Below are 12643 nucleotides of genomic sequence, written 5' to 3' on the forward strand. Positions count from 1 at the left end.
CCTGCCATTCTGCACACGCGGTTCTTGATTGGGAATGGGAATTCGGGAATGTAGAGTAAGGACGGTGCCGAACGGTTAGACCGCAATGGAGCCCGAAGATAGGAAGAACGAACGGAGGAACTATGGAATTGACATCCGAACCATCGGAGTTTATTTATATGTACGCCAGCCACGAGTCGGAAACGGAGCTGTGCCGGATGGAGCTGAATGCTCTGCTCGGGCAGGCGAAACCTTTGAAAGGGAGAGGCCCAATGCTGCGCAGCTCCCGGTTGCTTGACCCGGACCGCAGTCCGTATGTGTCGATGCGTCTGGACGTGCTGATACAGGGCGACTCGGTCGAAGAAATTGCCCGGCAGGCTTCGGAGTTAGAGCTTGGGGACGCCACATTCAAAGTAACGTACGTAAAATCCGGCGATCCCTGCTCCTACGAGGACCAGCGGATGCTGGAGCGCCGCGTCGGCAGCAGCATCCGGGGGAAGGCGGAGATGAAGCATCCGGACGTGCAGTTCGGCCTTCTGTCCGCCGAGGGACAGTGGATGCTTGGATGGTGCCGGCATCCCGAACGCGCTTGGCGGCTGCACAAGGACAAGCCGCACAATTATTCCACCGGGCTCAGCGTCACGACCGCCCGTTCGCTTGTGAACATCCTTGTGCCGGAGCCCGCGGGTGTCCGGGCCGCTGATCCCTGCTGCGGCATGGGGAACGTGCTGATCGAAGCCCTGTCGATGGGCATCGACATCCGGGGCTGGGATATCAATCCGCTGGCCATCCGGGGGGCCCGGGCCAACCTGAAGCACTTCGGCTATCCGGAGGTGGTGACGCTCGGGGACATGACGCAGGTGACGGAACGCTTCGATGCGGCCGTCCTGGACATGCCGTACAACCTGTGCTCGGTGCTCAGCACGGATCAGCGGCTCGTCATGCTGCAGAGCCTGCGCCGTATGGCGAAGCGGGCTGTTATTGTATCGACGGAGGAAGCGGTGGAATCGATTCAGCAGGCGGGCTTTGCCATTCTGGACAGCGCCCGGGTGTGGAAGGGCAGCTTTGTCCGGAATGTCTGGCTTTGCGGGTGACGGAGGCGGGTAAGCCATCCGGCATGCGATGACTTTCTACTATATAATAGAAGAAAGTTTCTCGTCATATTAGTAGAAGTTTCTCATCCTAATAGTAGAAGTTTCTCATTATAATAGAAGAAGATTACCATCATGAGTTGAAGTCAAGTCAATCATCTCAGTGCTCATCATGAGCACTTTAAGCCAAAAAGGCTGTCTCACGATCCGGTCTGAATCGACCGGTAACGCGGGACAGCCTTTTTTCATGCTCCGAGTATATCAGGACGCTCGCATAGCATCCGGAAAATTTCGGAGGCAAAACTCCACCTTGCGGGGGGACAGCTGCTGAGAGATGTCCGTATTAATAAGCACGCTCATAATTGACGAGATTACGCGGAAGCTCTTTTCCCTGCACGTAGGCCTTCAGGTTTTCGACAAAAATATCGATGACCCGCTCGGTATACCGGTCGGTGCTTCCGGAAACATGCGGTGTAATGATGACCTGCTCCATGTCCCACAACGGGTGGTCCTCAGGGAGTGGCTCCTTCTCAAACACGTCGAGCCCGGCGCAGCTGATCTGCCCGCTGCGGAGCGCTTCGAGCAGGGATGCCGTATCCACCGTCGGCCCGCGGCCCGCATTGATGAAGCAGGCGCCCGGCTTGGCCGCCGCCCAGGCATCGACATTCAGCAGGTGATGCGTCTCATCGGTAAGCGGCAGCACGCTGATGATGTAATCGCCTTGGCTCAGCGCCTTGTGGAGCCCGTCCATGGTGAACATCTCGTCCACATGAGGATCGGCTTTGCCGGAACGGCGGACGCCGACGGTGTGCATCCCGAACGCCTTGGCCAGGCGAGCTGTCTCGCTGCCGATCTCGCCGACGCCGACGATGACGGCCGTCCGGCCGTGCAGCTCGGACAAGGTGTCCCGTCCCGGCGCGGCCAGATTCGTCTCCCAGCTGTGCTTGAGCTGATTGCGGACCGAGACGTGCAGCTGACGCGAGAAGGAGAGCATCATGCCGAGGATCGTCTCCGAGATCGGAATGGCATGGACGCCGCTGGAATTCGTCAGCAGCACGCCTTTCTGTTCGAGCTTGTCCAGAGGAAGCGTGTCCACGCCGGCCGACCAGGCCTGCAGCCATTTCAGCCGGCTGTCTTGATTCAGCACCTGATCGGCAATCTGCCTGGACCAGCCAACCAATATTTCCGCTTCGTTCACGAGTGCGGGATCCGCATCGGTGCTTTTGACGACGGTCAGCTTATAGCCGGGAGCGGCTTGTTCAATCAAGCGGGTCTGCTCCAGAGTCAGGGAATGCAGACAAACAATTTGCTTCATACCGTTTCAGCCTCCTTCATGTATGTACCCTTGATGTGGCGTTTGTGCAACTTTAGTTCAATCTATATATTATGAATATATTCAGGATAACAGATTTGAAACGATATACAACAGGGTCACCCGAGGCCAAGTGAATGAAAGGGAGCAGCGGTCAAGTAAACGCCCTCCTAAGCGTATGCTTTTGCGTAACTCTGCTGCATGACAATGGGCCCGAAAGGCGAAACTATATTAATGAAGGAATTCATGCGAATTATACCTTCGGTACCAATTTTTACAGGATCATTTTATGCGGCGCAAAGGGGAAGAAAGGGGAAGTACTTGCATGAAAATGAAAGAGAAACAAGTTCAAGATAAGCCTTTAAGGCTATTCGTCGCGGTCCGGATACCGGAATCGATCCGATCATTACTGGAAGAATGGAGGCACCGGAACGAGAAAGAGCTCGCTTTTAAAAAATGGACGCACGGGGAGGATTACCATATTACCGTCCAGTTTCTGGGAGACGCTGATGCTGGAAGAGTGCCGGAAATCGTGTCTGCCTTAAAAAGGGCCTCCTTGAAAATCAACCCATTTCAACTGGAATTTGGAGCATTTGGCACCTTCGGGCCAGCGGAGTCTCCCCGGGTGTTATGGGCTGGAGTAATTGACCAATCCGGCGGCCTGGACAAGCTCTATGAAGCGGTCACTTCCGAGATGGGGGAACTGGGGTTCGCAAAAGAGGCGAGGCCTTACCGTCCCCATGTCACGATTGCCCGTAAATACGCGGGAAAATCGCCTTTTACAGGCTCCAATTTACCGTCTTTGACAGTGGAAAAATCCGGTTCTGAAGGGAAAAATCAGCCTCTGATTTGGGAGGCCGATGAATTTGTACTTTTTTCCACGCATTTGCACGAAAAGCCAATGTATGAGATACTAGAGGCCGTTCAAATGAAAGATTCGTAGACTGGAAATAAATAGCAATAGAAATCGAATATATTTTTCCGCACATGATCGAATATCGAATTCCCTTTGTTGCCGTATCCTGTGAAGTAAATTTGTGCCGTTCCTAAGCAACATGTGTTGTAAAGACTGTCCTGTTTGTCAGTTATTGTACGATCTCGGATACAGCAATTGACTGAAAATGTTTCCAAAGGTTATTCAAAACCTGTATTTTTGGTTACTTAAAGAGGGAATGTGCCGGAAATATAGGAGGAGAAACATGTACACATTACGTCAAAACCGCTGGATGGCACTGCTGATCGGTGTGCTTCTGGTGTGTTTCTCTGCAATTTGCATGCTGCTGCAAAACGAGCAGATGCACAAAATGCAGTATAACGACAGCACGAATCAACTGGGGGCCGTAACATACAGCAAGAACGATGAAGCAGGCGCAAGCCCGCAGCATTTATCCATACAGGGGGCAAAACACCCGTTAACCGCGGAAAACTCCGTGCAGCTTTTGAATGTAAATTTATTGAAAAAATGGAACGTTAAGCATCATCCCCTTTTTGTTGAAGGGATTTCAGCACAAACACCGGCTGCCGCCAAAAAGGCCCAAGCTGTGCAAGCAAAGCCTAAGGCAAAGAAAGCTGTAGCTGTTGCAGCCAAGCCGAAGCTGGATCCAAAACTGAATCCCCCCACCACGTTATTCTTCAGCCGGACCAAACTGCTCAGTCCTTCCCAGAAGTCGGAAGCGACCAAACAGTACAAGGTAACCGCTGAGGACGTGCTTCTGCTCCGTAGAATCGTGATGGCAGAAGCCGAAGGCGAACCGTACAAAGGCAAAGTGGCTGTGGCCAATGTTGTCTTGAACCGGCTGCGGTCAGCCAATTTTCCCGATACGATTAGAAAAGTCATTTACCAGAGATATCAGTTCAGTCCTGTGGCGAACGGCCGTTTTGACCGTGTGAAGCCGAACGAGGATTCGATTCATGCCGTCAATGAGGCGCTTAACGGACGCAAGGAAGTCTCGGATGATACGTATTATTTTCTGTCGCTGAAGCTGGCCGACGACCTGACGGTTCACCATACACGGACCTTGGCCAAGACGATCGGCAACCACTCCTTTTACAAATAAATCCCGTAAGTTTAAAATGTTTATGGGTAAAGGATAATGAGGAGGTGGCGTTCATATGAAAATTACGTATTATGGTCATTCCTGTGTGGTGGTAGAGGAAGGCGGCCGGAGCGTGATCATCGATCCGTTTCTCTCGGGCAATCCGGCATCGGGTATTGCGCCTGCGGATATCCGTGTTGATGCGGTGCTGCTCACCCATGGGCACTCCGACCACTTTGGCGATGCGCTGGAGATTGCCAAAGCGAATGATTGTCCGATTGTCGCCGTGTTCGAGCTGGCGGAGTTCTGTCGCAAGAAGGGCGCGAAAACCTTTGCCATGAACATCGGGGGGCAGCAGCAGTTTGACGGATTCAAGGTCAAATACACGCTGGCTTTCCACAGCTCTGCGGTGCAGGACGGCGACGCGCTGATCTATGCCGGAGAACCGGCAGGCATCCTGCTGACCATGGGCGGCAAAACGTTCTTCCATGCGGGAGATACGGCGCTGTTCGGCGACATGCGGCTTATCGGTGAAATGAATCAGATCGATGCTGCCGCGCTGCCGATCGGCGACGTGCTGACGATGGGACCGGACGATGCGCTGCTGGCGGCCAAATGGCTGCGGGCCGACCGCGTCATCCCGGTGCATTACAACACTTTCCCTGCCATTAACCAGAACAGTACGCTCTTCTGCGACCGTCTTCATCAGGAAGGCATTGAAGGACACGCGCTCAAGCCGGGAGAGAGCATTGAGATCTGACCGCTGATGAAGCGGTGGCTTTGACAAATGGCACCCCCCGCCGTATCCGGGCATACAGTATCGTAACATTAGCCTATCGGAAAGGCGGGGGTTGATTGTTTTACCGAACTAGTGAACATAACGGGTATTTGCCGGCCGGCGAGCTGCAGAAAGCCGTACAGGGCGAGTACGAAGCGATCCGTAAGGGACGAAGGCTTCAGGAGCTGGCTCCCCCGGACCACCGGATTTATTTCAGCCGCGTGGTCGAAGAGGAGCGGCAGGGCCGTCTTGCCGAGCTAACCCGTCTCTATTATGAGCATACCGGCTGCTACCCGGTCTTCAGCAAGGTTGAAACGCCCAGGGCGTATGTAACCGGACTGAAAACGACCGTCGATGACGCACTCGAAAATGCGTGGAATTATTCGGACCTGATGCTGACGGCGACGGACCCGAAGGTCCAGAAGCTGATGCTGCGCGCGATGAACAGCGAAATGCGCTGGGTCAGCCGGCTGCAGTTTTTGTACAGCAATTATTTCCACGAAAAAGGCGACATGAAGCACAAGGGCACCATTGGCATCGCCGACAAACAGCTTCCCTCTTGAGATGGGGGAGGCTGTTTTTCTGTATATTGGAAAAAACCAAGTTGAAATGAATAATCATACGCTTTTCAGGTTAATTACAACATGCCGCTTTAATGCTTCACTGCAAAACATTTCTTATCACATTCATAAAAAGTTTAAATTGCGCAGAGGTTTAGTGGGTGTTAAAATAATATAACCAATTCATTTTGAATAATTATCGACGTTTTATAACAAAAAGAAAACCATTCCCCCATGCAACGAGGATTTCCGCCGTTGTCGCATACCCCATTCCCCTAGTGAGCATGAAGTATTATTCTTGTAGCCAATGTCGTCTTCGTACTGGTTTATTTTGATGTATCTGGATTTACTTGCATTTATTTATTCTGAAGATAGAAAGGTTGCTTTCCATGAGACATACGGTACTTCCCCCTAAGCAGGGACTTTATGATCCGCAGTTTGAAAAAGACGCTTGCGGCATGGGCTTCGTCGCTCATATCAAAGGCCGGGCCTCCCATGAGATCGTAGGCCAGGCTCTGACGATGCTCGAGAATATGGAGCACCGCGGCGGACAGGGCAGCGAGCCCAATTCCGGTGACGGCGCCGGGATCATGCTGCAAATTCCTCACCGCTTCTTTGCGGAAGAAGCGGCCCGGATCGGCTTTGAGCTGCCTGAACCGGGGCAATACGGCGTAGGCATGCTGTTCCTTTCCCACGACGAAGCCGTTCGGGAGGCTCATGAGAGCCGGCTCGTCGAAATCATCCGGGAAGAAGGGCAGCAATTCCTGGGCTTCCGCGACGTTCCGACCTATGACGAGATGCTGGGCAAATCCGCGAAGGAAGCCAAGCCGTACGTACGGCAGATTTTCATCGGACGCAGCATCGATGTGAAGGACGAAATGGACTTCGAGCGCAAGCTGTACATCATCCGCAGACGCGCCGAGCTGGCCATCCGTTATGGCGACGCTCCGCAGGCGGACTCCTTCTATATTTCCAGCCTTTCGTGCCGGAAAATCGTATACAAAGGGATGCTGACCACCATTCAGGTGGGGCAGTTCTATCTGGATCTGAGAAACGAGCTGGTGGAGACGGCGATCGCCCTCGTTCACTCGCGTTTCAGCACGAACACCTTCCCGAGCTGGGAACGGGCGCACCCGTACCGCTTCATGATTCACAACGGGGAGATCAACACGCTCCGCGGCAACGTGAACTGGATGCATGCGCGCCAGTCGCTGTTTAAGAGCGATATTTTTGGGGATGACCTCGAGAAGGTCAAGCCGGTCATCAATCCGGACGGTTCGGATACCGCCATGTTCGATAACACGTTTGAGTTCCTGTACCTGAGTGGACGTTCCCTGCCACACGTCGCCATGATGATGGTGCCGGAGCCTTGGAACAACCATGAAAGCATGGACGAAACGAAAAAAGCGTTCTACGAATACCACAGCACGCTGATGGAACCGTGGGACGGACCAGCGGCTATGGCGTTCACCGACGGCGTGCAGATCGGCGCCATCCTTGACCGGAACGGACTCCGTCCGTCCCGTTATTACGTGACGAAGGACGACCTGATTATTCTATCTTCGGAAGCAGGCGTGCTCGACATTCCAGCTGAGGATGTCCTGTACAAGGACCGTCTCCGTCCGGGCAGAATGCTGCTCGTCGATACGAAGGAAGGACGGATCATTTCCGACGAGGAAGTGAAAGCCCAGATCGCTGCCGAGCAGCCGTACCGCGAGTGGCTCGACGAGCATCTGGTCAATCTGGATGAGCTTCCGGACGCGCCGGAGCTGCCGAATCCGAAGCATGACAACGTGCAGCAGCTGCAGCTCTCCTTCGGCTATACGTTCGAAGATCTGCGCAAGGTGCTGGAGCCGATGGCTTCGACCGGCCAGGAAGCGGTAGCCTCGATGGGCTACGACGCGCCGCTGGCGGTGCTGTCCGACAAGCCGCAGCGCCTGTACAACTACTTTAAACAAATGTTCGCGCAGGTGACCAACCCGCCGATTGACGCGATCCGCGAAGAGATTATCACTGCGACCGGAACGACGATCGGACCGGAACGCAACCTGCTGCATCCGGAGCCTGAGAGCTGCCGCCAGATTCGTCTGGATACGCCGGTTCTCTCGAATGAAGACTTCGCGAAGATCCGCCACGTGCATCGTCCCGGCTTCAAGTCGATGACGATTCCGATCTTCTTCCCGGCAGAGGAGGGGGCGGAAGGCCTGCGCAAGGCGCTTGACGGATTGTGTGAAGCGGCCGACCGCGTGATCAAGAAAGGCCACAACATCCTGATCCTGTCCGACCGCGGCGTGGACAAAGAAAATGCGGCGATTCCGGCGCTTCTTGCCGTATCCTGCCTGCATCATCATTTAATCCGCCAAGGAACGCGGACGAAAGTCAGCATTTTGCTCGAATCCGGCGAACCTCGTGAAGTGCATCATTACGCGCTGCTGCTCGGTTACGGCGTGAGTGCCGTCAACCCTTACCTGGCGTTCGAAACGCTGGACGACATGATCCAACAGGGGCTGCTGCGCGGCGTGACGCACGAGAAAGCCGTTAAAAACTATATCAAAGCCGCGACGAAGAGCGTGGTGAAAATTTTGTCCAAAATGGGCATCTCGACAATCCAATCTTACCGCGGCGCACAAATCTTTGAAGCCGTCGGCCTGAAAGAGGATTTTGTCGAGAAGTACTTTACCCGTACGCCGTCCCGCATCGGCGGCATCGGCCTGGAAGAAGTGGCGGCCGAAGCGCTGGCCCACCACAACCGCGCCTTTACCGACAAGGACGGAAGCGACAAGGTGCTCGATTCCGGCGGTGACTATCAATGGCGCAAGGACGGGGAGGAGCATCTGTTCAACCCGCAGACGATCCACCTGCTTCAGCAGGCCGTACGCACCGGCGATTACCAGGTGTACAAAAAGTACGCGAAGCTTGTTCAGGGTGAAAACGAGAAGCATCTGACGATCCGCTCGCTGCTGAAGCTGAAACCGGTAGGAGCTCCGGTTCCGATTGAGGAAGTCGAGCCGATCGAGTCCATTATGAGACGCTTCAAGACCGGTGCCATGTCCTTTGGCTCCATCAGTAAGGAAGCGCATGAAAGCCTCGCGATTGCGATGAACCGCATCGGCGGCAAGAGCAACACCGGTGAGGGCGGCGAAGATCCGGCGCGTTATATTCCGGATGCGAATGGCGATTCCCGCCGCAGCGCGATCAAGCAGGTGGCGTCCGGCCGGTTCGGCGTGACGTCGAACTACCTGGTGAACGCGGACGAAATTCAAATCAAGATGGCGCAGGGAGCGAAGCCGGGTGAAGGCGGACAGCTTCCGGGCCGTAAAGTATATCCTTGGGTTGCCGAAGTGCGCGGTTCTACGCCGGGCGTGGGCTTGATTTCTCCGCCGCCGCATCATGACATTTACTCGATCGAGGATTTGGCGGAGCTGATTTATGATCTGAAGAACTCCAATCCGCGCGCGAACATCAACGTGAAGCTCGTGTCCGAGGTTGGGGTCGGAACGATCGCGGCCGGGGTGGCCAAAGGCCGTGCCGACATTATCCTCGTCAGCGGATATGACGGTGGTACCGGTGCATCGCCGCAGGGCTCCATCCGCCATGCGGGTCTTCCTTGGGAGCTGGGCGTTGCGGAAACGCACCAGACGCTCATCCTGAATAACCTGCGCGACCGCGTCGTCCTGGAAACGGACGGCAAAATGCTGAACGGACGCGATCTGGCCGTCGCAGCGCTGCTGGGTGCCGAAGAGTATGGCTTCTCTACGGCTCCGCTCGTGGCACTTGGCTGTATTATGATGCGCGTCTGCCAGATGGACACCTGTCCGGTGGGGGTAGCTACCCAGAATCCGGAACTGCGCAAGAACTTCATGGGCGATCCGGCGCATGTCGTTAACTTCATGAGATTCGTGGCTGAAGATATGCGTGAAATTATGGCGGAGCTCGGCTTCCGTACGATCCAAGAGATGATCGGACGCACGGACTGCCTGGATGCCGAAGAGGCGAACGGACATTGGAAGAAGCAAGGCATCGATCTGTCCGTTCTGCTGCACACACCGGAGCTTCCGGAAGGTAGCACGCGCTACCGCACGAAGACCCAGAACCACGGTCTCGAAGAGACGCTGGATATGCGTGAGCTGTTGAAGCTGGCGGCACCGGCGCTGGAAGACGGAACGCCGGTTACCGGCGAGCTTTCGATTACGAACGTAGACCGCGCCGTAGGCACGATTCTCGGCAGCGAAGTCACGCGGAAGTATGGGGCAGCCGGCCTGCCGGAAGACACGATTTCGCTGACCTTTACGGGAACGGCCGGCCAGAGCTTGGGCGCCTTCGTTCCGAAGGGCATCACGCTGACCGTGGTTGGCGACGCGAATGACTACACCGGCAAAGGGTTGTCCGGCGGGAAGCTGATCGTGAAGCCGTCGCCGAAATCGACGTTCAAGGCCGAAGAGAACATCATTATCGGCAACACGGCTTTCTATGGCGCGACAAGCGGCGAGGCGTACATCCGCGGCATCGCCGGCGAACGCTTTGCGGTCCGCAACTCCGGCGTGAATGTCGTCGTTGAAGGCGTTGGCGATCACGGATGCGAATATATGACAGGCGGCCGCGTCGTCATCCTTGGGGAAACGGGACGTAACTTTGGCGCAGGCATGTCGGGCGGCATCGCCTACGTCTATGATCCGCAGGGTACGTTTATCGACCGCTGCAACCTGGAGATGATTCTTCTGGAGCGCGTTGAAGATGCAGAGGAAGTCCAGGAACTGAAGAGCATGATCGAGAAGCATGTCAACTACACGGAGAGTGCTGTCGGTGAGCGTGTGCTGGAAGACTGGGAGCACAGCCTCGGCCAGTTTGTCCGCGTCATTCCGAAGGATTACAAGCGGATGACACAGCAAATCCGCAAGGTTCAGGAGAATGGACTGAGCGGCGAAGCTGCCCTGCTGGCCGCCTTCGAAGCCAACATGCGCGAGCTCGCGAGAGCGGGAAACAACTAATTCTTCCAAACCGGATGTTATAAAGACATAATTCCTATCAACAAGGTTGAAATTTTCATATTTGCGCAATAATTGCTGGAAAGGGCATACGAAATGTTTTCAATTGGAGACATAAATCGTATGCCCATTTTTTTCGACAAAAATAGAACCTGCTTCAAAAAGCAATTGTCCCATTAGACGACAACATCCAGAAGAGGCTTGGGATATAATAAAAAAGACCTAGTCACTTGGCTGATTCTTGACATTCATACTTGGAACAGACGTTGTATTTGTCAACAAAGGAGTAGCCGTGGAAATCATTTTGGATAATATGTTGAGTGGAGCGAGGGTATCTTCGATGAGAGATGAGAGAAAGTTCGGTGCCGAGGCCCGGTCCAACCAAGAACTTCCGGAGCAAACCCAATTGGACATCATGAAAGTGTTGGAGCAATGCGGGATTCATCCTGACAACTGGAAGCGCTTTGTTCAGAAAATGGAGAAGGGGACGGATTAGCGGAAATTTCGCAGATCGTGTCCGGGGGGTTCGCATAAAACGACAAGGAGGGACAGAAAACGTTTGATCTTTCCGATTTTAGACAGGGAGGCCGCCCTGCAGCAGTTGTCTTCCATATGCTCCAAAAGGGGACCCCGTCGAATTACGGTAACCGAACCTATAAAAACCTCAGCCCTCCTAAGTTCAAGGAAAGCTGAGGTTTTTCATTATTTCATGGACCGTTCCATCCGCACAAAAGCGATAAAACGTTTGGCTTCTTCCTCAGACAAGCGGCGGCCGTCAATCGTCAAATTGAACTTTTCCAGCAAGTCCTCGTCCGAAAGCTCCAGTTGATCGACAAAATCCCGGACCTCCGGATCCATGACAATCTTCGGCTGGTTCGTACGGCCGATCAGATAATCGATGGAAACGTCAAATTTGTCAGCCAGTTTGGTCAGAATCTCAAAATCAGGTTTACGGCGGTTCTTTTCATAGTGGGATAGTGCGGCTCGCGTAATGCCTATGGACTGGGCCAATTCCTCCTGGGTCCAGCCGCGTTGGTCCCGCAGTTCTGCGATGCGATTACCATGATTCATGAATTAACCTCCTCCGAATACCTGAAAAAATACATAAAGTTAGAAACAAAATGTCGCAAAAATAGATTCATATAGGAAATAAGTATTGACTAGTTACAAAATGTATCGTAAAGTGAAAATTGGAAATGATACCATTTGTATCAATTGTTGAGACGTTACGTATCCTTTAGCAGTATAAGGCGTTATCCCGATTTTCATACCATGAGGCAGGAATAATCCGATGAATATGTTAACAGCACATGGCATACATCTTCAAACGTATATGTATATCCATCAGGTCGGGAACCAGACGGTTTTTCTGCATCGGACCCGTCCTGTCATCCTATGGGAATACGAGCCAAGCCGAATGGTAATCATCAGCGACTTGGATCTCCCCGTCGTGCCCGAGCTCAGGCTGGGGTTCATTATCCACGTTCCAAATGCCCCTGCCCGTCAGGTGTACGGCACCGTGGCTTGGAAAGAAAGCAGCATCTCTTTTAAGGCCCACCAATACGGCATTCGTATTGAATCCCCGCAGCAGGAGCCGGAGCGCATGACAAAACACCACAACCGCCCACAACGAGGCGGCCGAGCGGCCTCCACACCGTATGAAAGTCCCTGTGACCATGATTCTTTCCCCGGCCCAGGACACCATTTTGATATCAAAGCATAAAAATCTTACGTTTTTTCGTAATGGGATACAGACATTTTACACTATTTATCAAAGGGCTGCATAGTGCTTTGCTTTAAAAAGGCTGAAGTATAAGCTTGTCATGTGATCGTCCGGATGGACTTATATTGAGAGCGGGGGATGGATCAGTCATGGGACGTACGTTGACCTTGGATTTCCTG

At 53.7% G+C, this 12643-nt stretch carries 10 protein-coding genes; 8 read left to right on the top strand and 2 right to left on the bottom strand.

Annotated elements, in window-relative coordinates; all coding sequences use genetic code 11:
* Positions 1-122 precede the first annotated feature (122 nt).
* Positions 123-1073 (top strand): TRM11 family SAM-dependent methyltransferase, encoded by a 951-nt coding sequence (locus IAE55_RS22420; protein ID WP_145946629.1) that lies wholly within the window; start codon positions 123-125, stop codon positions 1071-1073.
* Between the two features lie 340 nt (positions 1074-1413).
* Here IAE55_RS22420 and IAE55_RS22425 read toward each other — a convergent pair whose 3' ends face one another.
* Positions 1414-2385 (bottom strand): D-2-hydroxyacid dehydrogenase, encoded by a 972-nt coding sequence (locus tag IAE55_RS22425; RefSeq protein ID WP_145946630.1) that lies wholly within the window; start codon positions 2383-2385, stop codon positions 1414-1416.
* Between the two features lie 322 nt (positions 2386-2707).
* Between IAE55_RS22425 and thpR the strand changes: the two genes are divergently transcribed.
* From thpR to IAE55_RS22455, 6 genes are all read left to right on the top strand, one after another.
* Positions 2708-3325 (top strand): RNA 2',3'-cyclic phosphodiesterase, encoded by a 618-nt coding sequence (thpR, locus tag IAE55_RS22430; RefSeq protein WP_200633935.1) that lies wholly within the window; start codon positions 2708-2710, stop codon positions 3323-3325.
* 256 nt (positions 3326-3581) lie between these two features.
* Positions 3582-4439, top strand: a complete 858-nt coding sequence (locus IAE55_RS22435) for a cell wall hydrolase (protein ID WP_105442053.1) — start codon at positions 3582-3584, stop codon at positions 4437-4439.
* Positions 4440-4494: 55 nt separating this feature from the next.
* On the top strand, positions 4495-5178 hold the full coding sequence (locus IAE55_RS22440) for a metal-dependent hydrolase (protein WP_076175040.1): 684 nt from the start codon (positions 4495-4497) through the stop codon (positions 5176-5178).
* A gap of 95 nt (positions 5179-5273) precedes the next feature.
* Positions 5274-5759: a ferritin-like domain-containing protein gene (locus IAE55_RS22445; protein ID WP_200633936.1), complete on the top strand. Its 486-nt coding sequence runs from the start codon at positions 5274-5276 to the stop codon at positions 5757-5759.
* A 386-nt stretch (positions 5760-6145) separates the two neighbouring features.
* A complete protein-coding gene (gltB, locus tag IAE55_RS22450) occupies positions 6146-10744 on the top strand; it encodes a glutamate synthase large subunit (RefSeq protein ID WP_200633937.1) in 4599 nt (1532 codons plus the stop codon).
* A gap of 337 nt (positions 10745-11081) precedes the next feature.
* Positions 11082-11237 carry a hypothetical protein gene (locus tag IAE55_RS22455; RefSeq protein ID WP_163882458.1) on the top strand — a complete coding sequence of 52 codons (156 nt, stop codon included), beginning with the start codon at positions 11082-11084 and terminating at the stop codon, positions 11235-11237.
* A 206-nt stretch (positions 11238-11443) separates the two neighbouring features.
* On the opposite strand, the gene IAE55_RS22460 is transcribed toward IAE55_RS22455, so the two are convergent.
* Positions 11444-11812 carry a helix-turn-helix domain-containing protein gene (locus IAE55_RS22460; protein ID WP_076175034.1) on the bottom strand — a complete coding sequence of 123 codons (369 nt, stop codon included), beginning with the start codon at positions 11810-11812 and terminating at the stop codon, positions 11444-11446.
* A gap of 220 nt (positions 11813-12032) precedes the next feature.
* On the opposite strand from IAE55_RS22460, the gene IAE55_RS22465 reads away from it, so the two are divergent.
* The gene (locus IAE55_RS22465; protein ID WP_076175032.1) at positions 12033-12464 is read left to right on the top strand and encodes a hypothetical protein; all 432 of its coding nucleotides are present in this window, start codon (positions 12033-12035) and stop codon (positions 12462-12464) included.
* Positions 12465-12643: the final 179 nt, after the last annotated feature.

Source organism: Paenibacillus sp. S28, assembly GCF_016624415.1.
In the GTDB taxonomy this organism is placed as follows: Bacteria; Bacillota; Bacilli; order Paenibacillales; family Paenibacillaceae; genus Paenibacillus_AQ; species Paenibacillus_AQ favisporus.